The organism is Peribacillus simplex (genome assembly GCF_001578185.1).
Classification (GTDB): Bacteria; Bacillota; Bacilli; order Bacillales; family DSM-1321; genus Peribacillus; species Peribacillus simplex_A.
The window spans coordinates 4,341,538-4,366,890 of record NZ_CP011008.1 but is presented as its reverse complement, the minus strand read 5'-3'; the positions used below and the strand labels follow the sequence as shown (position 1 = coordinate 4,366,890).

27 protein-coding genes and 1 riboswitch are annotated in these 25,353 nt (G+C 39.3%); of the genes, 23 read left to right on the top strand and 4 right to left on the bottom strand.

The annotated features are described in order from the left end of the window. Window positions 1-299: 299 nt before the first annotated feature. A riboswitch (SAM riboswitch) is annotated at window positions 300-411 on the top strand. A 402-nt stretch (window positions 412-813) separates the two neighbouring features. The 6 genes from UP17_RS20400 to UP17_RS20375 all read left to right on the top strand — a co-directional run bounded on the left by UP17_RS20400 (window position 814) and on the right by UP17_RS20375 (window position 5,449). Continuing rightward, complete coding sequence (locus UP17_RS20400; protein WP_061464817.1) at window positions 814-1,836, top strand: methionine ABC transporter ATP-binding protein; 1,023 nt, start codon at window positions 814-816, stop codon at window positions 1,834-1,836. Window positions 1,837-1,849: 13 nt separating this feature from the next. Then, the gene (locus UP17_RS20395) at window positions 1,850-2,500 is read left to right on the top strand and encodes a methionine ABC transporter permease (protein ID WP_061466199.1); all 651 of its coding nucleotides are present in this window, start codon (window positions 1,850-1,852) and stop codon (window positions 2,498-2,500) included. Window positions 2,501-2,521: 21 nt separating this feature from the next. Then, a complete protein-coding gene (locus UP17_RS20390; protein ID WP_061464815.1) occupies window positions 2,522-3,394 on the top strand; it encodes a MetQ/NlpA family ABC transporter substrate-binding protein in 873 nt (290 codons plus the stop codon). Between the two features lie 88 nt (window positions 3,395-3,482). Continuing rightward, window positions 3,483-4,691: a M20 family metallopeptidase gene (locus UP17_RS20385; protein ID WP_061464813.1), complete on the top strand. Its 1,209-nt coding sequence runs from the start codon at window positions 3,483-3,485 to the stop codon at window positions 4,689-4,691. Window positions 4,692-4,969: 278 nt separating this feature from the next. Next, window positions 4,970-5,173, top strand: a complete 204-nt coding sequence (locus UP17_RS20380) for a Fur-regulated basic protein FbpA (protein WP_061464811.1) — start codon at window positions 4,970-4,972, stop codon at window positions 5,171-5,173. 81 nt (window positions 5,174-5,254) lie between these two features. After that, window positions 5,255-5,449: a hypothetical protein gene (locus UP17_RS20375; RefSeq protein WP_061464809.1), complete on the top strand. Its 195-nt coding sequence runs from the start codon at window positions 5,255-5,257 to the stop codon at window positions 5,447-5,449. A gap of 22 nt (window positions 5,450-5,471) precedes the next feature. Here the strand turns inward: UP17_RS20375 and UP17_RS20370 are convergent, their stop codons facing one another. Further along, window positions 5,472-6,065: a dienelactone hydrolase family protein gene (locus UP17_RS20370; protein WP_061464807.1), complete on the bottom strand. Its 594-nt coding sequence runs from the start codon at window positions 6,063-6,065 to the stop codon at window positions 5,472-5,474. 488 nt (window positions 6,066-6,553) lie between these two features. Between UP17_RS20370 and UP17_RS20365 the strand changes: the two genes are divergently transcribed. Continuing rightward, a complete protein-coding gene (locus tag UP17_RS20365) occupies window positions 6,554-7,168 on the top strand; it encodes an undecaprenyl-diphosphatase (RefSeq protein WP_061464805.1) in 615 nt (204 codons plus the stop codon). Window positions 7,169-7,307: 139 nt separating this feature from the next. Then, window positions 7,308-7,733, top strand: a complete 426-nt coding sequence (gene fabZ, locus UP17_RS20360; protein WP_061464803.1) for a 3-hydroxyacyl-ACP dehydratase FabZ — start codon at window positions 7,308-7,310, stop codon at window positions 7,731-7,733. Window positions 7,734-7,792: 59 nt separating this feature from the next. Here the strand turns inward: fabZ and UP17_RS20355 are convergent, their stop codons facing one another. Then, window positions 7,793-8,374: an LOG family protein gene (locus UP17_RS20355; RefSeq protein WP_061464801.1), complete on the bottom strand. Its 582-nt coding sequence runs from the start codon at window positions 8,372-8,374 to the stop codon at window positions 7,793-7,795. 97 nt (window positions 8,375-8,471) lie between these two features. Between UP17_RS20355 and UP17_RS20350 the strand changes: the two genes are divergently transcribed. The 12 genes from UP17_RS20350 to UP17_RS20300 all read left to right on the top strand — a co-directional run bounded on the left by UP17_RS20350 (window position 8,472) and on the right by UP17_RS20300 (window position 21,284). After that, window positions 8,472-8,792: a MazG nucleotide pyrophosphohydrolase domain-containing protein gene (locus UP17_RS20350; protein WP_061466198.1), complete on the top strand. Its 321-nt coding sequence runs from the start codon at window positions 8,472-8,474 to the stop codon at window positions 8,790-8,792. A 165-nt stretch (window positions 8,793-8,957) separates the two neighbouring features. Next, the gene (locus tag UP17_RS20345; protein WP_061464799.1) at window positions 8,958-9,389 is read left to right on the top strand and encodes a TetR family transcriptional regulator C-terminal domain-containing protein; all 432 of its coding nucleotides are present in this window, start codon (window positions 8,958-8,960) and stop codon (window positions 9,387-9,389) included. A gap of 71 nt (window positions 9,390-9,460) precedes the next feature. Beyond that, on the top strand, window positions 9,461-12,628 hold the full coding sequence (locus UP17_RS20340) for a bifunctional cytochrome P450/NADPH--P450 reductase (protein WP_061464796.1): 3,168 nt from the start codon (window positions 9,461-9,463) through the stop codon (window positions 12,626-12,628). Window positions 12,629-13,767: 1,139 nt separating this feature from the next. Next, entirely contained in the window at window positions 13,768-14,217 is a 450-nt protein-coding gene (locus UP17_RS20335) for an NUDIX hydrolase (protein ID WP_081108905.1), read from the top strand. A 235-nt stretch (window positions 14,218-14,452) separates the two neighbouring features. Continuing rightward, window positions 14,453-14,683 carry a DUF3953 domain-containing protein gene (locus UP17_RS20330; protein ID WP_061464794.1) on the top strand — a complete coding sequence of 77 codons (231 nt, stop codon included), beginning with the start codon at window positions 14,453-14,455 and terminating at the stop codon, window positions 14,681-14,683. A 26-nt stretch (window positions 14,684-14,709) separates the two neighbouring features. Next, window positions 14,710-15,096 carry an EamA family transporter gene (locus UP17_RS20325; protein WP_434218676.1) on the top strand — a complete coding sequence of 129 codons (387 nt, stop codon included), beginning with the start codon at window positions 14,710-14,712 and terminating at the stop codon, window positions 15,094-15,096. A 166-nt stretch (window positions 15,097-15,262) separates the two neighbouring features. Beyond that, a complete protein-coding gene (locus UP17_RS28990) occupies window positions 15,263-15,424 on the top strand; it encodes a PhzF family phenazine biosynthesis protein (RefSeq protein ID WP_250211708.1) in 162 nt (53 codons plus the stop codon). Between the two features lie 298 nt (window positions 15,425-15,722). Beyond that, window positions 15,723-16,424 carry a response regulator transcription factor gene (locus tag UP17_RS20320; protein WP_061464792.1) on the top strand — a complete coding sequence of 234 codons (702 nt, stop codon included), beginning with the start codon at window positions 15,723-15,725 and terminating at the stop codon, window positions 16,422-16,424. After that, complete coding sequence (locus UP17_RS20315) at window positions 16,421-17,764, top strand: sensor histidine kinase (protein ID WP_061464790.1); 1,344 nt, start codon at window positions 16,421-16,423, stop codon at window positions 17,762-17,764. Before UP17_RS20320 ends, UP17_RS20315 begins: the two co-directional genes overlap by 4 nt. A 27-nt stretch (window positions 17,765-17,791) precedes the next feature. Continuing rightward, on the top strand, window positions 17,792-18,526 hold the full coding sequence (locus tag UP17_RS20310) for a PepSY domain-containing protein (protein WP_061464788.1): 735 nt from the start codon (window positions 17,792-17,794) through the stop codon (window positions 18,524-18,526). Between the two features lie 390 nt (window positions 18,527-18,916). Further along, window positions 18,917-19,495 (top strand): beta-class carbonic anhydrase, encoded by a 579-nt coding sequence (locus UP17_RS20305; RefSeq protein ID WP_061464787.1) that lies wholly within the window; start codon window positions 18,917-18,919, stop codon window positions 19,493-19,495. 31 nt (window positions 19,496-19,526) lie between these two features. After that, window positions 19,527-21,284 carry a SulP family inorganic anion transporter gene (locus UP17_RS20300; protein ID WP_061464786.1) on the top strand — a complete coding sequence of 586 codons (1,758 nt, stop codon included), beginning with the start codon at window positions 19,527-19,529 and terminating at the stop codon, window positions 21,282-21,284. 343 nt (window positions 21,285-21,627) lie between these two features. Here UP17_RS20300 and UP17_RS20295 read toward each other — a convergent pair whose 3' ends face one another. Together UP17_RS20295 and blaOXA are read right to left on the bottom strand one after the other, a co-directional pair. After that, window positions 21,628-22,278: a DUF1796 family putative cysteine peptidase gene (locus tag UP17_RS20295; RefSeq protein ID WP_061464785.1), complete on the bottom strand. Its 651-nt coding sequence runs from the start codon at window positions 22,276-22,278 to the stop codon at window positions 21,628-21,630. Window positions 22,279-22,510: 232 nt separating this feature from the next. Next, window positions 22,511-23,302: a class D beta-lactamase gene (gene blaOXA / locus UP17_RS20290; protein ID WP_061464783.1), complete on the bottom strand. Its 792-nt coding sequence runs from the start codon at window positions 23,300-23,302 to the stop codon at window positions 22,511-22,513. Between the two features lie 225 nt (window positions 23,303-23,527). On the opposite strand from blaOXA, the gene UP17_RS20285 reads away from it, so the two are divergent. From UP17_RS20285 to UP17_RS20275, 3 genes are all read left to right on the top strand, one after another. After that, entirely contained in the window at window positions 23,528-24,175 is a 648-nt protein-coding gene (locus UP17_RS20285; protein ID WP_061464781.1) for a hypothetical protein, read from the top strand. 171 nt (window positions 24,176-24,346) lie between these two features. Next, the gene (locus UP17_RS20280; protein ID WP_061466196.1) at window positions 24,347-24,736 is read left to right on the top strand and encodes an iron chaperone; all 390 of its coding nucleotides are present in this window, start codon (window positions 24,347-24,349) and stop codon (window positions 24,734-24,736) included. A gap of 123 nt (window positions 24,737-24,859) precedes the next feature. Continuing rightward, the gene (locus UP17_RS20275; protein WP_061464779.1) at window positions 24,860-25,351 is read left to right on the top strand and encodes a PTS sugar transporter subunit IIA; all 492 of its coding nucleotides are present in this window, start codon (window positions 24,860-24,862) and stop codon (window positions 25,349-25,351) included. Window positions 25,352-25,353: the final 2 nt, after the last annotated feature.

Below are 25,353 nucleotides of genomic sequence, written 5' to 3'. Positions count from 1 at the left end.
TTTAATTAACATTTTTTTTCATAATTAGTTAATAATTAAAGTTGAGGCCCTCCAGAGATATTATCCCCTCTAAGTAGACAGTGTAAAAGGCTACAGATAATCTGTAGCTGATATAACTGAGCGACTTCTATGTTGTGGAGAATGAGCAAATCATTATAAAGTAGAAATGAAATTATATTAATATAATTAAAAAAACGTCAATTCACTATATTGTGAAAATGTTTAGAGTGATGGAAAATATGGTTGACTTTAGGGAAATTAGAATATATAGTGAAGGACATAATTAAATATAACATTAATTCTTATCAAGAGATGTGGAGGGACTTGGCCCTATGATACCTCGGCAGCGGGTTTTTACTTTTGTAAAAATACTGTGCTAATTCCAACGGACGAAAGTTTGAAAGATAAGAAGGAGCTTTTCTTAGATAATTAATTTAAGAGTTTACTCTTTTTTATGTCTAAAAGAGGCCTCTTCTGTCTGATGACGGAGGAGGCCTCTTTTGTTTATTCAGAATGTATATGGTTATTTGGAGAATTGGTGCATTTACTCGTAAGTTTCGCACACTTACTCGTGAATTTCGCACACTTACTCGTGAATTTCGCGCACTTACTCGTGAGTTCACGCATTTACTCGTGAATTTCGTGCATTTACTCGTGAATTTCGCACACTTACTCGTGAGTTTCGCGCATTTACTCGTAAATTTCGTGCATTTACTCGTGAGTTTCGAAAATTTAACCCGATCATTATGAAACTTTGCAAAGCTCTTCTCTGATAATGAATTTGTACAAATAAACAGCATGGGGGGAGATTGGATGATAGAGTTTCAAAATGTTAAAAAGGTTTATCAAACAAAGAAACAGACTGTCGAGGCTTTGAAGGGCATTAATTTGACAGTGGAAAAGGGTGATATATTCGGTGTAGTCGGTTATAGCGGAGCAGGGAAAAGTACGTTGATCAGGCTGGTCAATCTGCTGGAACACCCTTCAGATGGTCAGGTGATTGTTGGCGGCAAGGATTTAACCAAATTGAACCCAAAGGAATTACGGGCAGAAAAGAAAAAAATCGGGATGATCTTTCAGCATTTCAATTTGCTTAACTCAAAGACCGTTTTTGATAATATCGCCATGCCGCTGGTTTTGTCCGGAACTCCTGGTAAAGAAATCAAAAAGCGGGTAGGCGAACTGTTAGAGTTCGTTGGCTTATCAAGCAAGGCAAAGAGTTATCCGGAACAATTATCCGGCGGACAAAAGCAGCGGATCGGAATTGCGAGGGCATTGGCTACCAATCCATCGATCCTATTGTGTGATGAAGCTACATCTGCATTGGATCCACAAACAACGAGTGCGGTACTGCAGCTCTTAAAGAAAATTAATAAAGAATACAATATTACCATTCTGCTAATCACTCATGAAATGTCTGTCATCAGGGAAATTTGCAATAAGGTAGCGGTCATGGAGGGCGGATGCGTCGTTGAACAAGGCTCAGTATTCGAAGTTTTTGCGAAGCCGCAAACGGATATTGCAAAAAACTTCGTGAGAACGGTCATACATGACGAGATTCCACAAAGTTTCCTGAAAAGTATAGGGTCCCATATCCCGATTATTTGGAAAATTAATTTTATTGGGACTACTTCGGGTACTCCTTTACTTTCAACCATCTCGAAGAAATATGATGTTCATTTAAGTGTATTATCAGCCAATATTTCTGAAATTCAAGAAACGCCTTTTGGGAATTTGATCATCGAAGTGACAGGTGACAAAAAAGAGGTGGGCAAGGCTTATCAATATATTAAAGATGAGGGGATTCTCGTCCAGGAGGTGCAGGTAAATGGGTAATACGCTTTGGGGAATGGAAATAACGGCAGAGCAGCTGTCGACCGCTTTCGGTGACACACTTTATATGGTAGCCATCTCATTGGTATTTTCCGGATTGATTGGGCTCCCGCTAGGTATCCTGCTTGTCATTACTAGAAAGGGTCATATCCTGGAGAATAAATGGATCTTTAATGTATTGAATCCGATCATCAATATATTGCGGTCGGTTCCTTTCATCATCTTGCTTGTAGCACTGATTCCGTTTACTAGAATGATTGTAGGCAGTGCGATCGGAACGAATGCAGCCATTGTTCCGCTTATCTTTTACGCGGCTCCTTATATTGCCCGGCTTGTGGAGAACTCCCTGTTGGAAGTGGACAAAGGGATCATCGAGGCAGCTCAGGCAATGGGGGCGACGACATGGCAAATCATTTATCGCTTTTTGATTCCCGAGGGACTTAGTTCGTTGATCCTTACATTTACAACAGCGACAATCGGGCTGGTTGGTTCTACAGCCATGGCAGGTGCCGTCGGTGCAGGCGGGGTAGGAGATTTAGCCTTGGCTTACGGTTATCAAAGGTTCGATACGATGACGATGGTCGTCACAGTGGCGGCGCTCGTGATCATCGTTCAATTATTGCAATCCACCGGGAATTTCGTTTCAAAAAAAATCAGAAGAAGATAAAAATAACAGGAGGTTGGGGAAATGAAGAAAATCTTATTAACGATCATAGTATTGGCATTGGCCATCGTGTCAGCAGCATGTGGGAACGAAGAGGGTGCATCAGGCAGTTCGGATGATGTGAAAACAGTGAAAGTGGGTGTCAGCAACGGGGATACGAGAACGTGGGAATACATTGTCGGCTTAGCGAAAAAGAAGGGGCTGAATATCGAACTGGTCACTTTTAATGATTATATCCAACCGAACCTTGCGTTAAGTGAAGGTGAAATTGATGCGAATTCATTCCAAACGGTTGCCTACTTCGATGAATTCATCAAAGACCAAAATTTGGAATTAGAGGCCATCGGGTCGACTGTAATTGCACCAATGGGCCTTTATTCGAAAAAACATAAAAGTCTTAAAAGTCTTCCAGATGGCGCGACTATAGCCGTTCCGAATGAAGCAACAAACTTTGGCCGTGCACTACTCCTTCTTCAAGAAGCTGGATTGATTACATTGAAAGAGGAATTCAATGGATCGGGATCATTGGAAATCATTAAGGATAATCCGAAAAAATTGAAAATCCAACCTGTTGCTGCCGGCAATACACCGCGTCTTTTGGATGATGCCGATGCTTCAGCCATTAATAATAACTTTGCCGTCGAAGCAGGACTTACATTAAAAGATTCTTTATTCCATGAAAGTAAAACGGCGAAACCATATATTAATATCATTGCAGTTAAAAAGGGAAATGCCGATCGTCCTGAGCTGAAAAAATTAGTGGAGCTTTATCACTCGAAAGAAGTGGAGGCATTCATTAAAAAAACGTTTAAAGGAAACACCATTCCTGCATATGTTTCTGTAGATGAACTATTGAATTACCAGGATGCTTGGACAAAACCAGCCATTGAAAAATGATGATGAGGACAAAGTGAAGGAATGCCGGATGGATTGAAGGATGCCTATCCGGCTCTTTAAACCAATAAATGAAAAGGGAGATAAGAATATGGCGAGAGAATTAGTACGGAAGCAGCATCAGAAAATCATTGAAGATCACATCGACCTACATTCCGAATTATATATCGGAACGAGTCAAGCCATTCATTCCAAACCCGAAATTGGGAATCAAGAGTTCTTCGCTTCCGACATGTTAACCGGAATACTCCAACATGAAGGATTTGAAGTGACCCGCAATATAGCTGGACATGAAACAGGATTCATCGCCAAAAAAACCTCTTCAAAGGAAGGACCCACAATTGCCTTTTTAGCCGAGTATGATGCATTGCCGGGTTTAGGTCATGCTTGCGGCCATAATATCATCGGCACAACGAGTGTTGCAGCAGGCATTTCCCTTGCCCAAGTGCTGGAGGAAACAGGCGGAGAGGTGATTGTTTTCGGTACACCGGCTGAAGAGGGAGGACCGAATGGAAGCGCAAAAGGCAGCTTTGTGAAGCACGGTCTATTTGATGGTGTGGATGCAGCCATCATCATCCATCCTGCAGGAAAAACGGGTATAACCAGTCCATTTTTGGCTGTCGATCCCCTTGATTTTCATTTTTACGGAAAATCAGCACATGCAGCTGCTGCTCCTGAACAAGGCGTGAATGCGCTTGACGGGGTGATTCAGCTGTTCAATGGCATTAATGCTTTGCGTCAGCAGCTTCCAACCGAGGTCAAAATCCACGGAATCATCACCAATGGCGGGGAAGCGCCTAACATCATTCCTGAATATGCATCTGCCAGATTTTACATTAGAGCAACAACTTGGAAACTATGCCAAGAGGTATCCCGTAAAATACGTACTGTTGCTGAAGGGGCAGCACTTGCCACAGGAAGCACGGTTAAAGTCGAACGTTTCCAAAATGAAGTACTTGATTTTGTCATTAATCCAGTCCTGGATGAATTGTTAAAAGAAGAACTGGCTCAATTGGGGGAAACGGTGGCTCCACGAAAAGAGAATGGTTTTGGCTCGACGGATGCGGGTAATGTAAGCCATGTAGTGCCGACAGCCCATCCTTATATAAAAATTGGACCGGATGAGTTGATTGCCCATACGAATGAATTCCGCGACTGTGCTAAGTCTCAAGCTGGGGACAAAGCCATCCTGACTGGTGCAAAAGCACTTGCGCTTACAGGTTATCGATTGATTTCGGATAAAGATCTGTTGGATAAGGTGAAAACTGCTTTTGATGAAGCGAAACAAACAGAAAAATAAAAAAGTGCTTACCCAAAAGCAGAATCAAAAAATATAAAATTCAAGAAAATCAAAACTTTGTGTTGACTACGGAGCACAGAGTTTGTAGTATAGGTAACAACAATACTTAGTAATTCAATAGGAATTATAGGTTAATTGACCGGAAAACCGGAGACTTTTCTTTAATGTAAAGAGATGTCACCGGTTTTTTTGTGAATGAGCCAGCCGGATGATGCCGATTGAACGAATCCAAGGCTGTTCCAATCCGTAGTAGTTCATATAATAAAGGAGGATTTATTATGGGGATATTATTACGTAATGCAATTGAGAAGAAAAGAGACTTCCTAATCAACAAGTTGATTAACGAGGGTGTCTATAAAAAGAATGACATACATCTATTTGAATTAACCTTAACCGATTTAGAGAAGGAATATATTAAAATACGTAAAATTGAAGAGAAGGAATCCTATTCCGATGACAGTTCCCCCTGTCTGAAGATATAAATCATTTCAGTTAACTTCAGAAAATGCGGGTGAGGCGGTTATTCCTCTAATCCCATCAAATAATTAAAAGGAGAGGGTGAAATGAGGAAAGGTGTGGAAGAAAGACGGAAGGAATTAATCCATAAGCTTATGGTCCATCATGTAAATATGACTGTGGAAAAGCTTATGAAGTTATCCTTAAAAGAATTGGAAATAGAGTACAAAAAGGTTCAAATGGACTGTCATCCCCATAGTGATGCTGGTTCGATACATTGGATCAATACAAAACGATGTTAGGTTGAACGTTCAGTACATTCATTTACTGTTCCAGAATAAATTTCATCATTTTGCTAAATGCTTTATGCGCTGATTCTACATGATATTTTGAACTGTAAGGGTCACTGAATCCATGTTTTCCGTTGAATTTATGCACTTCGATACTCTTTATTTCTAAAGCTGAAAATAACTCGTCCACATCAAACGATGGCTCGTCTTGCGGAAAGAATAGCAGTGCAGGGCATTGTGGCGTTAATTCTACATAATTCCTAATACGGGAACCGTAGTATCCAACTATTCCATCGACGCATTCTTCCTCACTGCACAGCCAAGCTACAGTTGCCCCTGCACTAAATCCAATGATGAATATTTTTTTGTATTCATCTTTAACATCCGATATTATATCCCTTATTTTATGTAAAGCTTCTTTAAAACCTACGTTCTCCATAAAATGACGATATGCAGCTTCCTCTTGGGAATAATCAAAAGGCGTTTCGAGACCTAACAAATTCGGACAGATGACATCAAAGTCCTGTTTTGATAATGCCTCACAAAAGCCCCGCATATGTTCGTTCAATCCATAAATTTCGTGAATGACCATGATTACAGTATCTGAATTGTTCTCTATGTGCAGCATTTTTTACCCCCGTATACAAGTGTGCTAGAGTTTTCAATATATCACATCTCTCATTGGGAATCCTATCGCGCAAGGCAAGATAACCATCTTCTCCATCAGAAGCTGTCGCTACAACATATATTAACACACGTAATTATTCCCCAAAGATAGATTTTATGTAAAAAAAGAGGTGGAATCTCCTTTTCCTGGTACAAAGGATTAGTAAAATCCAAACCTCCAAAAATCTTTGATAAAAGGGCTGCTTGCCAGCAGCTCTTTTTTGAATGAAGAAAAGAAGTTAGATTTGAGAGGTTAATACAGACTTAATATGTCTCATGGGATAACTTTTACATTTTTTGATTTTCTTAATCTGATAGCGTGCTTTTAGCATTCCACAACGACCACGTGACAATATTGTAAGATGACAGCTTAAACTGTTAGGGAAATCGATGGAGAATTACCCCCTTTCTCTTTTAATATGAAAGAAAAAGAGGAAAGGCGGGTATGATATGAGTTTTTTTGAACTGAATATTCATGTATTTAGAATGATAAATGACTTAGGGAAACACTACACTTATTTAAATCCTTCTGCCATTTTCATTGCCGAGTACATGGTATTTTTTTTGGCTTTAGGAGTCATCGTAATTTGGTTCACTCGAAATGAACAGAGTAGAATGATGGTTGTTTGTGGGATGATTACGTTTGTAATTGCTGAAGTGATGGGGAAAATTGCAGGGGGATTACATTCGAATAATCAACCATTCGCTGAGTTGGCAAATGTTAATAAGTTAATTGAAAAAGCAGTGGATAATTCATTTCCAAGCGATCATACCATTTTGTTTTTCTCGTTTTGTGTATCCTTTTGGCTTTTCAAAAGAGGATGGTGGTTGTTATGGATCATGCTGGCTTTCCTTGTTGGCATTTCCCGTATTTGGGTAGGTGTCCACTTTCCGGCGGATGTGCTGGCAGGAGCTACTATAAGTACCATTTCAGGCTTGATGGTTTACCTTGTTGTTCCGAAAATAAGCTTGATTCATAAACTTTTAGGTGGTTATGAGAGGTATGAACAATTGGTTCTATCCCCGGTAACTAAATCGAAGGAAAAAAAATCAAAGGATTTGTAAGAGAAATCAACAAACAGGGTTGCTCAGGCAGCCTTTTTTTGTTGAACGAAGTGCAGTGTTGTAGATACAAAAATATCCATATGATGATACTGATGGTAAAATAAAGTGAAAACAATTCATCGCAATGGGGGACTTACTATTGATTGATATACAAAAAATCAAAGATATTATCATGCATCGCTATCCATTTCTTTTAGTTGATAGGGTTTTGGAATTGGAAGAAGGAAAGAGAGCGGTGGCCATTAAAAATGTAACAGCAAATGAAGAGTTTTTTAATGGGCATTTTCCAAATCACCCAGTGATGCCAGGTGTATTGATCGTTGAGGCTTTAGCACAAGTAAGTGCTGTTATTATGCTTACAAAAGAAGAAAATCAAGGGCGTATGGGGCTATTGGCTGGGATCGATAATTGTCGCTTTAAAAGGCAAGTAAGACCAGGGGACCAATTACGTTTAGAAGTGGAGATTACTCGCTTAAAAGGTCCTATCGGCAAAGGAAAAGGAAGGGCTACTGTTGATGGAGAAACTGTATGCGAGACAGAGCTCATATTTGCTTTTGGCGATTGATCTCTCAATAGGAGAAAAGCCAAGGTCACTATTGACCTTGGCCTGTTGCTTTTGAACGATCAGGTCTGTTTTTCAGTAATGAAGGTTTTTACGGTTGGCGGTTCATATGTATTGAATTGATCAAGGAGTCCATTTGGTTCAACATCTACCAGCGCCATGGAACGGAATTTTTCATGAAGGAACTTTTCGTCGGACATATGATTGAATAAAGCGACCAAAGGATCATAATAATGATTAATATTTAAGAGCCCGCAAGGTTTTTGATGAAGTCCAAGCTGAGCCCAAGTGAAGATCTCAAAGAATTCTTCTAATGTTCCTGGTCCGCCTGGCAAAGCCATAAACCCATCTGCAAGCTCAGCCATTTTTGCTTTTCTTTCATGCATGGATTCCACGACAATCAGTTCGGTCAGGCTCTTATGTGCTATTTCTTTTTTTTCTAGAAAATCTGGCATGACTCCAATTACATTTCCGCCTGCTTCCAAAACGGAATCTGCAACTGCACCCATGATTCCTACACTTGAGCCCCCATAAACAAGGGTAATATTACGTTTTGCCAGTTCCGCACCCAGGTTTTTAGCCTCTTCTACATAGATAGCAGATGCACCAATGCTTGATCCACAAAATACAGCTAGACTTTTCAAAATATCACATCTCCCATTTAGTAATCTTCCTTTCTTATCATACAAAATTCAGGGGGATTTGTTAAACTTGAATCATCTGAATGAAAGGTGGATGAATATGAACGTCACTGAATTTCAACAATGGGTAAAAGATTATTATGAAGCACGAGGATGGTCAGAATTGGACATCTTCATTCGCATTGGCTTTTTGGCAGAAGAAACTGGCGAGGTTGCACGCGCCATTCGCTCCCTTGAGATTGGCAGGGATAGACCTGATGAAGTAAGCGGTACGTTTAATGAGAATAAACAGGAGTTAACAGAAGAATTGGGAGATGTACTAGGTAACTTGATTGTGATTGCGAATAAGTACGATATCCCATTGGAAGAAGTGTTTAATGCACATAAAAAGAAACTATCTGAACGCTATTATCAGGCGTAAGCTCTTTTCATTTAATGGGTAAACATGAAGTTTAATTTAATAAAGGGCATGAGCCTTACTTTAGCTAACCAGTACAAGAGCTGTGACGATCAGCTCTTTTTTGCATGAGTCAAAAGATGTTGTTTAGTGACGGTTTAACTCGTTGAAATAAGGTGTATAGGTCTTTTGTCTCTATTCGTTTATAAAGAATTCACAAAATATGGGTACTATGCGCGATTGAGATGGAATTTTAATGAGTATACACTTACATTAACAGAAATGAACATTCATTCCGCATCTTATAAAAAAAGGGTGAATCATGATGATTTGATTCCCAACCAGGTCCACCATATTTTCAAATCAATGGTTCATTTTACGACAGGGAAGGATCTAGCTCTTTATTTAATAAAGATTCATAGTGGAGCCCTAAATGCTAGCTTTCAAGGGCTATTGAATATATTTAAAACTTTCTTTGATTCAGGAAAAGAGAAAAAAGAAATTACGGAGAATTTTCTTGAGCTTGCGCAGCTTGTCCTCATTGGGGAGCTAGAACCTGAATCAAAGCTTTTGGCAGATGTGGAAGAAAGTTTTTGGGATTCTGTCCGGTTGCACGTTTGAGACATTTTCAACAATTAAGCGGAATGAACGTTCATTTCGCATTTTAATCTAATAAAAGAGGTGCTAATAAAATGGAAAATACAACTCAGTTTCCACAGCCAAAGTCATACGGCCCCCTAGGCAGCCTGCCTATAATAGATAAGGATAAACCGCTTCAGTCATATATGAAGCTGGCACGAGAACTTGGACCGGTTTTTCAATTCCAATTTCCTGGTCGCATCTCTACATTCGTATCCAGTGCTTCCCTCGCTAAAGAAATTTGTGATGAAACAAGGTTTGATAAGAAAGTCGGTCCTTCACTGCAAAAAGTGCGAGCATTTGGTGGCGATGGTCTCTTCACAAGTGAAACGGCCGAGCCGAATTGGAAAAAGGCCCATAACATCCTGCTGCCCAGCTTTAGCCAGCAGGCAATGAAGGGGTATCATGCTAAAATGGTGGATCTTGCAACCCAACTCATTCAGAAATGGACTCGCGTGAATCCGGCTGATGTGATTGATGTTCCTGAAGATATGACACGTTTGACCTTGGATACGATCGGTCTCTGCGGGTTCAATTACCGCTTTAACAGTTTTTATCGGGAGACCACCCATCCTTTTGTCACCAGTATGGTGCGTGCGTTGGATGAAGCGATGAGCCAAACGCAGCGACTTGGCATTCAAGATAAACTGATGGTCAAGTCTAAAAAACAATTCAGGGAAGACATTCAATATATGTTCTCTCTAGTGGATGAAATGATTGCTGAACGAAAACAAAATGGTGATCAGGGAGAAGATGACCTTCTTTCACATATGTTGAAAGGGGTCGATCCTGAAACGGGCGTATCACTGGATGATGAAAATATCCGTTTTCAAATCATTACCTTTTTAATAGCTGGACATGAAACGACGAGCGGCCTCCTATCGTTCGCCATCTATTTCCTCATGAATAACAGAGACAAGTTAAAAAAAGCACAGCAGGAAGTAGATGAAGTGCTGGGTGACGATGTTCCTGATTACAAACAAGTGAAAAAGCTAAAATATGTCCGTATGGTGCTGAATGAAGTGCTTCGTCTGTGGCCGACAGCTCCGGCGTTTTCCGTTTATGCGAAAGAAGATACCATTTTGGACGAAAAATACACCGTGAAGAAAGGGGATGTGTTCACGCTGCTTATTCCTGAGCTTCACCGTGATCCATCCGTTTGGGGTGATGACGTTGAATCATTCATTCCTGAGCGGTTCGAGAATTTGGATTCCATCCCTTATCATGCTTATAAACCGTTTGGAAACGGGCAGCGAGCCTGTATCGGACAGCAGTTTGCCCTTCATGAAGCGACATTGGTGCTCGGAATGGTTTTACAGCACTTTGACTTGATTGATCATGAAGATTATCAATTGGATGTTAAAGAAACCTTGACTCTCAAACCGGACGGATTGACCATGCGCGTTTCACCTAGAAAGCCGGCGATGTCGTTTACCGTTGCTTCTCCAGAACCAAAGTCTGCGGACAAAGGAGCCACGGCATCTTCCATCGAATCTGCGCATGGCACACCATTACTCGTCCTGTTTGGATCAAACATGGGAACAGCTGAAGGGATTGCTCGTGATCTTGCTGAAACAGGGAAGCTACAAGGCTTCAATGCCAGGGTTGCCCCTTTGAATGATTACACCAATCGACTTCCTCAAGAAGGGGCCGTTCTCATAGTTTCGGCATCTTATAATGGAAATCCCACGGATAATGCGGATGACTTTGTTTCATGGCTGAAGGAAAGTCATGATGCCACTTTGGATGGTGTTCACTATGCGGTCTTTGGCTGCGGAGACCGCAATTGGGCCAATACGTACCAACGCATTCCGATTTTCATTGATGAACGGCTGGAACAAAAAGGAGCAGTGAGGCTATCAGAAACAGGCTATGGAGATGCAAGCGATGATTTTGAAGGGGATTACGAGAAATGGACAGAAGCACTTTGGCCAAATCTTGCCGAAACCCTGAACATCGAAGTGAATATGAATGAACGGTTAGTCAGCTCGATTACGATGAACTTCGTAAGTAATGTGAGCGGCACGCCACTCGCCCGCACCCATCATGCATTTACATCGATTGTAAAAAGAAATCTCGAATTACAACATGTAGAAAGCGGAAGAAGTACACGGCATATAGAGCTAACTGTGCCAGAGGGCATTTATTATAAGGAAGGTGACCATCTCGGGGTTCTTCCTCAAAATCCATCTGAACTTGTCGAGCGAGTGCTCAGTCGATTCAGCCTGAATGGCCAGGATTATGTCAATCTGACTGGGGATTCGGGAAAAGCTGCCCATCTTCCTACAGGAAAACCTATAAAACTCGAGGAGTTACTATCCAATCATGTGGAGTTCCAAGAACCAGCCACCCGGTCTCAGATTCGGGCGCTTGCCACTCACACGGTATGTCCTCCCCATGTAAAAGAACTTGAAAATCTTCTTGAGGACAGTACCTATAAACGAGAAATCCTGAACAAGCGCATGACCATGCTTGATCTGACAGAAACGTACCTTGCATGTGAAATCCCATTTGAACGTTTCCTGGCTTTACTGCCACCTTTAAAAGCAAGATACTACTCTATTTCAAGCTCACCACTCCACAAGGAAGGAGAAGCAAGCATCACGGTCAGCGTCGTCCGTGGGAAGGCTTTAAGCGGCAACGGGGAATACAAAGGAATTGCATCGAATTATTTGGCAGAACGCTCCGAGGGCGACAAGGTAGCCTGCTTTATCAATACGCCGCAATCCAATTTCCAGCTTCCGGAGCAAACGGAGAAACCAATCATCATGATTGGCCCCGGAACAGGAATTGCACCATTCAGAGGATTCATTCAGGCTCGTCGCGCTCTTAAGAAAAAAGGTGAAACCCTAGGGTCGGCCCACCTTTACTTCGGATGCCGTAATCCTGAACACGATTTCCTCTATCAAGAAGAACTCGTGCAAGCCGAACATGAGGGACTTGTAACACTGCACACCGCATTCTCAAGATGTCCCGGTCAAGAAAAAACATATGTCCAAAACCGGTTAGCGGAAAACGCTCAAGACATTCTTCCTTTATTAAAAGAAGGAGGACACCTATACATCTGCGGAGACGGAAGCAAAATGGCACCCGATGTTGAACGAACATTAATCGACAGCTATATGCATTTCTATCAAACAACTAAAGAAGAAGCCACAGAATGGCTGCAATCCTTAGAGGAGAATGGCAGATATGCCAAGGATGTTTGGGCAGGAGCATAAATAACAGGGAGCAGCGATTCCAAGAGGATCGCTGCTTTTTTTGCACAAGTAATGATATAAAATAAGAATTCACGAGTAAAGTGCAAATTTCATGAATAAAGCACGAATTCACGAGTAAAACAACAAAACTCACGAGTAAAGAGCGAAAACTCACGAGTAAAACAACAAAACTCACGAGTAAAACAACAAAACTCAAGAGTAAACAGCAAATTTCAAGAGTAAAGCACGAATTCACGAGTATAACAGCAAAACTCACGAGTAAAGAGCATTAATTCACGAGTAAAGAGCAGAAACTCACGAGTAAAACAGCCAAACTCACGAGTAAAGAGCGGAAACTTACGAGTAAACAACGAAATAAAGGAGTAAAGAGCATTAATTCACGAGTAAACAGCAAATTTCATGAGTAAAGCACGAATTCACGAGTAAAACAGCCAAACTCAAGAGTAAACAGCATTAATTCACGAGTAAACAGCAAATTTCATGAGTAAAGTACGAATTCACGAGTAAACAGCAAATTTCATGAGTAAAGCACGAATTCACGAGTAAAACAGCAAAACTCACGAGTAAAGAGCGGAAACTCACGAGTAAAACAACAAAACTCAAGAGTAAAGAGCGAAAACTCACGAGAAAAACAGCCAAACTCACGAGTAAAGAGCGGAAATTCACGAGTAAACAGCAAATTTCATGAGTAAAGTACGAATTCACGAGTAAAACAGCATACCTTACGAGTAAAGAGCGGAAACTCACGAGTAAAACAACAAAACTCACGAGTAAAGAGCGGAAATTCACGAGTAAAACAACAAAACTCAAGAGTAAAGAGCGGAAATTCACGAGTAAACAACGAAATACAGTAGTAAAGAGCATTAATTCACGAGTAAACAGCAAATTTCATGAATAAATAGCGCAACCTCACCAGTAAACAGCGAAATATAGGATTAAATAGCAAAATACACGAGTTAAATAACTATTTTGCGCAAAAATAGAAGCTATGAAACTTATATCTAATGGGGGAGTTCATTCATTCTTCGACGCAGGACGTTTACGGATTCTTTATTCATTGTTAAAATTTGAGAGTGTGTTGGAGGCAGATGACAAGCCAATGTTTTATGAAACTAATGGTAAAGGGGTCACTTTATAAAATGTTTAAGTATACAGTTTGTTTTGTAAAGAAAAATAATGAAATACTTATGCTTAATCGGGAGAAAGCTCCAATTATGGGTGTTTGGAACGGAGTGGGGGGCAAAATCGAGAAAGGTGAAACCCCTGATATAGGTGCACTGCGTGAGGTATTGGAGGAAACTGGAATAGAGTTAAAGGCCTTTTTTTCTAAAGGAACGGTAATATGGGAGACCCCGGAAGGTGAACTGGATGGAATATATGTATATTTGTATGAAGCGGATGAACATTTAAAATATGAAACACCGAAAAAAACGCGGGAAGGTATTCTGGAATGGAAATCGATTGATTGGATACTCCATCCACATAACCTTGGAATTGCTGAAATGGTTGCACAGTACTTGCCGGTTTTATTGGAAAAAGAAGGAAACTACACATTCACTTACAAAAATGGGCAAACGTATAATTCATGACTAGTATCCCTTTTTGATCTGACAATTGAATGTTGATTGAATCGAAAAATTAAAACTCGAACGCGAACATCGAAAATGTAAATGAAGTAATGACATAGGTTGACGGAATAATATTGACCGCAATTGCACCTAAGATCAATTGGGTGAACAGATAAAATGTAACTAACGAAAAAGTCTAAAGCCCAGTTTATACAAAATGGTATAATTAGTGGATTAGGATAAGGGGGAATATTTCTTGAAAATAGTTAGAATCATCTTAGGGATCATTGTTATTGCTTTATCAGCAACTCAGTTAATTACTGGGAATTCCGAGTTATTACCGTATACCATGTTGTTCCTGGGGTTAATGATGCTGGTGATAGGATTTATCGAACTTCAAAAGGATCGAAAAGGATTTGGGGGGTATATGTGTCTTGCTGTCTCGTTATTTGTTTTCTATGTCGCCACCCAAGGTTTCTTAATATAGAATTCTATGGTTTTTAAGATTTTAATGTGGTCTTTGTTCATCATTGGGGATTTAGAATTAACAAGGGAGTTGCTCTGGCAGCTCTTTTTCTTATGCGCTTAAATATTATGGTGAAATATATATATAAAATGGTTGTGAAGAGGATGTTCTTTGGTGGGGTTTCATCGACATATGCTGTGATTTATTTAGGTCTTTTTCCAAGGGTTATTCCGTATTTTGCTCTTGCTTATATTACTTCAAAAGTTGGGGCATCAGAAGCAACAAGTTCGCTGTATTTGACACCTGCTGTAGTTGTTATTTCATGGCTTTTGTTAGGGGAAATTCCAACCATGCTAGCTTTATTAGGAGTAGTAGTGACTTTAGTTGGTGTGAGTTTATCGAACCTAATTATAAAGACGGACGTTGATTTATAAGTGAAATAAGGTCCAATGTAAATAGGACTTTCAACATGAGAGTTGCTCTGGCAGCTCTTTTTTTTTATGGGGCTAACTGGGCAAATAGCGTCTTTATTTTTAAAAATTTAAGTGCAATAATTGGTACATTCATTAAATGACTAAAAAGTAAACGAGGGGAAGTCTTATGGAGAGGATTAATTATTCTTTTGTTGATGTGTTTTCAAATGGAAAATATACAGGAAATCAACTCGCGGTTTTTAAAAAAGTTGGAAGTATTTCAGATAATGAAATCCAACAAATAGCCAAGGAAATTAATTTTTCCGAAACTACCTTTATCTTGTTTTGATGTGGATTTTTCCGCCTAATGAAGATGTTCCTTTTGCTAGAAATTCGACTTTGGGAACTGCATATTTCATTCGAAGCGAAGTATTAGAGGAACCATTGGATAGCCTTATTTTAAACTTTAAAGGTGGTCAGATAACAGTATCATTACTTTCTTAAACAAGTAAGGTTGCTGAGGCAGCCTTTTTCTTCTTGAACTTCGCTTCCCTATCAATCTCGTGATCAGGAAAACAAACAATGTTTTGAATGAATTTTCCTGACAGAATACCACAAAAAAATCCCCACAAAAGGAGGCATTCCAAATGAATAAAGAATCAATATTAATTGTAGAAGACGAAGAGAAAATTTTGAGATTGCTTGAATTAGAGCTCGAAATCGAAGGCTATCAAACCGGAAGGGCAATGGACGGATATGAAGCCCTTGAAGCATTTCAATCAAAAAAGTGGGAATTGATCTTATTGGATGTCATGCTTCCAGGCATAAGCGGAATCGAGCTGCTTCGTAAAATTCGTACGAAAAACACCGTCACTCCTGTCATCCTGTTAACGGCAAAGGGCTCGGTTGAAGATAAGGTTTCCGGTCTTGATCTCGGCGCGAATGACTACATCACAAAACCCTTCCAAATTGAAGAATTGCTTGCTCGAATTCGTGCGGTTTTAAGAATGCGAACTGGCGCACCTTCAAGGGAAAATGAAGATGGTGAATGGCTAAATACTGCTGATTTAAAGGTAAATGTCAAAACGCGCGAAGTCATTAGAGGAGAAAATGAAATTGACCTAACCCCAAAGGAGTATGATTTACTTTTATATTTACTGAAGAATAAGCGTCAAGTGCTAAACCGGGATCAAATTCTGGAAGCAGTTTGGGGGTATGATTTCTATGGAGAAACAAACGTAGTGGATGTGTATATCCGATATGTTCGCAAAAAGCTCGAATATGGCTTTGATACGCCGCTCATTCATACCGTAAGAGGCGTTGGCTATGTCATGAAGGAAGCAAAATGAGACTGCGGAAGAAAATAAATTTATATACAGCGGTACTATTCATTTTCCTGCTCCTTTTGATGAATGTTTCCATTTATTTTGTTTTCAGTAACCTGATGATGGTGCACGAACTTAATCGTGCGAAAGCGGAGACAGAGAAAATTGCATTTGATGTTAGTAAAAATGTTAATCATATTTCACCAAATGATTTACTTCGGGCTTATCTGCCTATAGATGGCATGGTTGGAATTGTAAAAGAAGGGCAACGAAAAGGAACAGCTGTGACATCCAATTCTGAAAAGCAGTTAAGCAATCGAAAAAGCAGCTTTTACCCAGGTGAGAAGAGCGAGATCATCACATATCATCAGAAAAAGTATGTGTTCGTTTCAAACCCGATCGTTTGGGGGGATGGAAGTGTAGTTAATCTTCAAATCACCAAAAGCATTCAAGCAACAGAAGAAATGCTCTCTGTTCTTCGCATTGTATTAATTGCCGTAACTGTCATTGCCATGATACCTGTTATGATATCAAGCAGTATTCTTAGTAACTTCATCGCTCGTCCGATTCGATCGATGATTGATACGATGAAGGAGATTCAAACAAGCGGCCAATTTAAGCGACTTAGCCTAGAGGAAAAATCAAAAGATGAACTTGTGGAAATGGGAAAAACCTTTAATCACATGATCGATTTGCTGCAAACTAACTTCGAAAAACAGGAGCAATTCGTATCAAATGCTTCACATGAATTAAAAACACCGTTAACTATCATCGAAAGCTATGCAAGCCTTTTGAAAAGAAAAGGGTTGGAGCGGCCTGAATTGTTCGATGAATCAATAGAGGCCATTCATTCGGAAGCGATTAGAATGAGAGAGCTGACTGAGCAAATGCTCCTGCTTGCAAAGCATCAGGAAAAATGGAATATAGAGAAGGAATACGTCAATCTGACCGATATCATTGCCGAGTTAGCGAAAGTATATAAAAATGCGTACAATCGAACAGTGGAGATTTATAGTGGTGATGAAATTGAAGCATTAACGGACATTCAAAAGTTAAAACAACTTTTGTTTATTTTTTTGGACAATGCAAGAAAGTATAGTGACGAGCATATCTCAGTCTACATAGGACAAACAAGTAGTGAAGCATATATCCGCATCGAAGACAGAGGGGATGGAATTGCAAAGGCTGAATTGCCAAAAGTGTTCGATCGCTTTTATCGTGTAGATAAAGCTAGAACCCGAAAGCAAGGCGGATCAGGATTGGGGCTTTCCATGGCAAGGGAAATTGCTGATGCAATTGATGTACGGATTGAAATGGATAGTCTCGAAGGCAGGGGAACGAACGTTACTCTTTTATTTAAATAAAGCAGAATGCGTTGGATGGGGGACACGATGAAGAATGGAAAAGTGCTGATAACAGCTGGATCAGCTCTCGTTTTTGGTCTGCTAGTATTCGTTGGATTTCAATGGTGGGCTCCATCATTATCCGCGGAAAACTTGACGAAAGAAGAAGTGTACCAGACAGCAAAGGATAAATATCCTGGAACCATTATAAAGACAACGAAAAGTGAAGGTGAAGAATATCAGATTGAAATGCAGCTTGAAACAGGGGTATATCTAATTAGGATGGATGCGAAAAGCGGTGAAGTTCGTTCTATAAAAAAAGAAACAATAGTTCATACAGCTGAAGAAACGACGGAAAAAACACCCCAAAAACAACTAACCCAATATGAAATAAAGGCACGTATTTCCTCACAAGGTGACCTGGAACAAATTGATTTTGTACAGGAGGAAGACAACTCCTATTATAAAGCGGTGGTAAATAAGAATAACGAAAAAATCACATTAATACTCGACCCACATACAGGAGCTGTTATTGACTCGACAATGGTAGCAGATAGTATCATTACAGAAAACGAAGCAATTGCGATTGCGGAAAAACATGTAAAAGGAACTGCTGACGATACAGAATTTTATCAACCTTCAGATCAGACATCTTATTATTTGGTCGAAGTTGAATTAGAAGACGATCGAGACGCAGTAGTCCAAGTGGACGGCTACACAAAAGAAGTAAAAACAATCACATGGGAAGATGATGAGGATAATGATGATGATGACTCTGAATAAAACAGTTTCCTCAAAACTGAGAAAAACTGAGATGTTTCCCATCAAATTATAATTTTTCTTTCCTCAAAAAAAGGGTGATGCATATTAGATATCTAATATGCATCACCCTTTTTTTGTTTATTGATCTTAATGAGTAAGGAAAATGCAAAATAAAAGAGAAGATATTGTAATAATTCTCACTGATTTCTAATCCTTCTATCATTTAACTCTAATTTAATAACTCTAACATGGAATTAGCTTAAAAAAAGGTTTTATCCATGGATTCGCCTTAAATCATTGGTGAAGGCACCAAATGATAAAAAGGAGGCAAATAAGTTGGATGAAAGGCATCTGGATTATTGTACATAGAACATTTCCAACATATTTCAACACGAGAAGGGAGAATAAGTAATGTCTATCATTTCTAGAATTCTGGATTATAACAAGAAGTTTGTCGATCAAAACAAATATGAAGAGTTTCAAACCACAAAGTATCCAAATAAAAAGATCGTCATCATTACGTGCATGGATACCCGTCTGTTGGAGCTGCTTCCAAAAGCGATGGGTTTAAAAAATGGTGATGCGAAAATCATTAAAAACGCTGGAGCTATTGTTTCTCACCCTTTTGGCAGCATTATGCGCAGTATCCTTGTCGCTATTTATGAGCTGAAAGTGGAGGAAGTGTGTGTGATCGGACATCACGGATGCGGTATGGTGGGGCTTCAATCATCTTCACTTCTTGATGCAGCATTGCAGAAGAAAGTCAGTCAGGAGCAAATTGATGTCCTTACAAACTCTGGTATTGATCTATCAAAATGGCTGTCAGGATTTCAATGTGTTGAGGAGAGTGTAACAAATAGTGTCCGTTTGATCAAAAATCACCCATTATTACCAGATTCCATTGCCGTTCACGGTATGGTCATCCATCCCGAAACGGGTAAATTAGAGCGAATCATAGATGGATATAGCAAGGTTGCAAGCAACGACTAAATACACATTTAATAAAAGAAGGAGTGATAGAATGATTCGTTCTAGCAGGCTTGAAGGATACAACCTAGGCCATTTTCAAAAAGACCTGGTTGCCGGGGTGGTAGTTGGGATTGTAGCAATTCCTTTAGCGATGGCTTTTGCCATTGCTTCAGGAGTAAGACCAGAATACGGACTTTACACATCAATTATTGCTGGAATTATGGTCTCCCTTTTGGGAGGGTCCAAATATCAAATTGCAGGACCGACTGGAGCCTTTGTCCCGATCTTGTTGGGAGTGGTCATGCAATACGGATATGAAAAACTGTTAATCGCCGGTTTCTTGGCAGGCATCATGATTTTTCTTTTAGGTGTGTTCAAATTGGGCAGATTCATCAAGTTTATTCCCCGTCCAGTTACCATCGGCTTTACTGCTGGAATTGCTGTGATTATCTTCTCTGGCCAGATTGCCAATTTCTTTGGACTCAGTAACTTAAAAAAGGAAGAATCATTTCTTTTAAATATGAAAGAAATCATATTGAATTTTAATACAGTGAACATCTACAGTGTACTGGTGGCTATCATTAGTTTAGCACTCGTCATATTAACTCCAAAGTATATACCAAAAATCCCTGGAGCATTGCTGGGATTGATGGTATCAACTCTAGTCGCTGCCTTTTTCTTTCCTGATCAGGTAGCGACCATTGGATCGACCTATGGTGCCATTCCTAATGAATTGCCCCATTTTCAGTTTCCCCAGATCACCGGCAGCCTAGTGATTGAACTCCTGCCGGCTGCTTTAGTCATTGCCATGCTTGGAGGAGTTGAATCACTATTATCTGCTGTAGTGGCTGACGGCATGACCGGCAGTAAACATAACAGTAATAAAGAGCTAATTGGGCAAGGATTGACCAATATGATTACGCCTTTATTTGGAGGCATTCCGGCTACAGGTGCCATCGCGCGTACCGCAACGAATATTAAAAACGGTGCAGTTTCCCCTATATCTGGTTTGGTACATGGGCTGGTGGTATTACTGGTGCTAGTTAGTTTAGCTCCTTATGCTTCGGCCATTCCATTGGCCAGTATGGCCCCCATTCTTATGTTTGTCGCATGGAACATGAGTGAACGCAAAGAATTTTCGCATATCTTAAAAGCAAAAACCATGGACTCGGTCGTATTAATCGTGACCTTCTTGTTAACAGTTTTGATTGACCTGACAACAGGTGTTGGGATCGGTTTACTATTAGCTATTCTATCTTTTGTTAAACTAATGAGCGGTACATTGAAATTATCAAGGGTTTTACCAGATCCAACTGATAAACTAGTTAAACCGGAAATGGTTCAACACGGTTCAAATTGTCCACAGATTCACATTTATACAATAGAAGGACCTTTATTCTTTGGTTCAATCGAAAGGCTGCAAGAAGAAATCGAACAAATAATGCGTTCTAAACCAAAAGTCCTCCTATTAAGAATGAGCAACGTGTCATTTATTGATACATCGGGAGAAGCACTTCTCACCGACATTGTGAAGCAATTCAAGTTTCACCAACTACAAGTGTTGATTTCCGGGATTCAACAGGAGCCTAAAGAAATGCTCGAAAAAACAGGTTTTAATAAACTAGTAGGTGAGGAACAGTTCTTTTCCAGTACGGGTGATGCCATTAATAAAGCTTTATCAAAACTAGATGTTAACCGTTGTAAAGGGTGTAAACAATTTTCTTTTGATGAATGTACGGCACTCTCCCAGCAGGCTCCAAAGCCTGCTGTATTAAAACAGAAAAGAAAACAAGAGATGGGATTAACATGACTCCTGTCAACAAGATGAGGCATCTGCTTTTGGCAGATGCCTTTCTCTTAAACCTTTAATAAACAATTCCCCTTTGAAGAATTTTCACGAGCAGTTAGTATATCTAAGAATATAACAAAAAATAATTATTACTGCTTTAAGGGGAATGAATGTGATATATGATAGCCTAAATTAGTCTTAAGACTGTCAAACAAGTTAACTTACTTGAACGAAAAAAAGAAAGAAGCGAAAAAGCGTTGATTATTTTTGGCTTGATGAAAAACCTAAAACAATAACTAAAATCGTCAAAATTGAAATCATTAACATATAAGCATGGTTTGCACGCGATTAATCAAGACAGAAGTTAATTTAATTGTATGCCACTATAAGCATGATTCCAAATGGCCTCATCTTCAATCTGGTTAGGAACTTTTAAAACACAAACATTTTCTAGGTTCCATTCCAATTCAGAAATACTTGTTGCATCATCCGCGGGGATTAATAATAATACATTAAAATTTTTTTCTTTTAACATGTCTTGCATAGCTTGTTGAAACAAATAGGCATGGTCATAAATTGTTGACCATCTAACAAATAGGATTGAATCACTATTGTTAATTGTTTCATTGAATCTTGCTATTTTTTTATTTAAATTTTCTTTGAAATCAGGATATGTTTCAAACCACTTTTTATCAGGGAGGATGGGGAAATCGTGAACTGAAGTAACTTTATAATGGTTATCTCTGATCAAATAGGTATTTACAGCATTTATAACTATGTCATCATCAAAATAAGTAGCTGATCCTTCCACTAAAGTAAGATTCCTCAATTCCATATATTCTTTGAACTGATTTCTATATAGATTAGCCATTTCTGCAAATGACTCAGTATAGACCCAGTCAAGAGGCAAAGAAAATCTTCTTAAACCAAGTCTTCTTAGGTTCAAAGTGGGAGAGCACGCGCTGCCACAAGGAATGATTACATCATAAGTTTTCTTGATTTCGTTTAATTTCAATATTAATCCCCCTTTCCAAATTATCAATACTATATTAGATGAGAATTTTCTTTTTTTTTGATTGGACAAACCAAAAAAAGGCTTCAGAGTCTTGGTGAACAGACAATTGCCCAGGCTAGCTATCTTTCAATGCACGTTGAGAACTACCTTTTTAAAAGATATGTGAAAACTGATGATATCCTCTTTAAGACAAAGCAAAACGCATGCCCAAGTTTGAGGCATGCGTGAACTATTATTCTTTTATGATATCCAGGTCTTTCAGGACATCCAGTGTAATCGTCTTGGCTTTGCTGCCGCTGCCGTCCGTGTTCGTTGCGAACGCCCATTTCCCTTTGTCCGTTTCAATGTAACCCACATACCAGCCCAATCCCATATCGGAAAGGCGTGTACCTGTTTTTCCATGGAGGACATATGAGTCTGCTTCTTCGTTAATCATGATTCTCTTTACGGTTCTCATATGCTGCTTATCGATAGGCAGTGTTTCCTCTACAAGGTTTTCGATGAATTGTACTTGTTCCTGGGCAGATATTTTTATGCTGCTGTCCAGCCAGAAATGATCGATTCCACCGGATATATCGCGATTGCCGTAGTCGATCAGGTTTATATATTGCTGCATTTTTTCTTCCCCTATGTCGCGGGCCATTTCTTGATAATACCAGATCACTGAATGCCTCATGCCTGAAGCCAGAGTATGATCCCTGTTCCAATCTTCAAATTCCCTGATTACACCATCCCATCGCTTCACCTCATATTCATCGCTCACCGCTTTTGTCTGTAAGCCAATTAATGCATTCGCGACTTTAAATGTCGATTCTGGAGTGTAGCGTATGTTACTTCTCTGTTTGTTATAGATATATACTTTATCATTTTTTAAGTTTTGGATGACCGTCGTGCCTTCCACACCAGCGAAGGATTCCCCGATATGCAGTTCTTTCACCATTTGATCGTTTGCACTTGCATCAATCGTGCTCATAGAACCAGTGACTAGCAGGACAAGAATGAAACATAACGTTTTAATTTTCATTACACACTCTCCTTTAAGGCATGGATTGATCGATCATATGAAATAAAGGTCTTCATTATTTCCATAAAATAGGTTGATAGTTAAAGTATACATATTTCCGGTTAGAAACAAAACCTTATTTGGGGATTCAGTAAATGTACAAAACTAGATAATATCAATCAAGGAGGATTGCAGCGGGTAGCTAATGAATATATATAGCAAACGATTCAATGGGGGGAGTCTATCATGAAGGTTAATCAAAGAAAAATAAATAATAATGAGAAAGAAGTTTCATACACACATATTGAAAATGGAAGTCGGGCCGTTTGTTTTATGTTTTCAGGTGCGGGTTACACGTATGAGAAGCCATTATTTTATTATTCGACAATGCTCATGCTTCAAAATCAGTTTGATGTCGTGCATATTCATTACTCTTACGACCAGGATATATTCAAGCATCCTTTGGTGGATATCACAAAAGTGATCGTTAATGATATGAATCCCGTCCTTACTGAAATACTTCAAAATAATGAATATCAAGAAACTGTGTTTCTGGGCAAATCACTTGGCACCATTCCGATCATCAACGGAATTATGAAAAGTGAGCGGTTCATGAATTCCAAAATGATTTTGCTTACGCCGCTATTGAAGTTCGATTCTATTGTTGAAGGGCTATTGAGCAGCAATCATTCAGCACATATAGTAATAGGAGAAAAAGATCATCATTATATTCCAGGTAAAATTCAAATGATAGAAAATAAAACGAATATAAGCATGGATCAAGTCCCTAATGCTAATCATTCTTTGGATATTGAACCTTTGCATGCTTCAAGGTCGATTACGATGCTGGAAGATGTAATGAAAAGAATGGAAGAGTTCTTAAAGATAGGATAGAACTAACGAACTTGAGCGGATAGCCAGTTATGTTGAATCTGAATCCATGGTTTTGATCATTCATTAAGCCTGCAATCAACTCACGGGTGCCCGGCCTTTAGCAGGGAGTTCTTTTTTAAAGAGTGAAGGGGGATAATGATAACTAATCATGGATTTATGAAAGGAGAAATCATGGAGGGAACCAATAGATTTAATTCAATTGATGAGTACATTATACAATTTCCCGAAGAAGTTCAGGAGATACTAAAAACGATAAGAACAGTCATAAAGAATACAGCACCGGATGCAGAAGAAAAGATAAGCTATCAAATGCCTACTTTTGCTTTATACGGAAATCTGGTACATTTCGCTGCCTATAAAAAACATATAGGACTTTATCCAACTTCAAGCGCAATCTCTGCTTTTGAATATGCTTTATCTGATTATAAACGTTCAAAAGGGGCCGTTCAGTTTCCACTGAACAAGCCAATTCCTTATGAATTAATAACCGAAATCGTTACATTTAGAGTGGAAGAGAATAAAAAGAAGAAAGCAGCAGGCGAATTGAAAAAGAAAAAATAATTTCGGTAATTATTAGGGTATAGTAGTGAATATTAACCGTTTTTGTCGAAGGTAAATGAAACTTTTTAGTGTGGTAACAAGGATTAAAGATAAAATTACTGGAAAGAGAAAGTGAGGGATAGTATGTTCAAAAAATTATTCGGTAAAAAAGAACATGTGGAACATCTGCTTGCTCCTATAAATGGACAAGTTATAAATATTGAAAATGTTCCCGATCCAGTGTTTTCCGGGAAGTTAATGGGGGATGGAATAGCGATTCTTCCTGAGGAGGGGGTGGTTGTATCTCCTATTGATGCAGAAGTGATCCAGGTTTTTCCTACTAAACATGCTTTAGGCCTCCGCACAAAGCATGGCATAGAATTGTTAATTCATATAGGTTTAGATACAGTTAACCTTAAAGGTGAGGGATTTGAAGTCCATGTCGCAGAAGGGAAAAGTGTAAAAGCAGGAGACAGGCTTGTTACATTTGATATCGAATTTCTAAAATCCAAAGTTCCCAGTATCATAACTCCGATTATTATCATGAATGGCGAGCTAGTTGAAAAACTGGAAAAAACAAATATCAGCCAAGCAAATAGTAACGAAACAACGATTATGAGTGTTCATTTGAAGTAAGG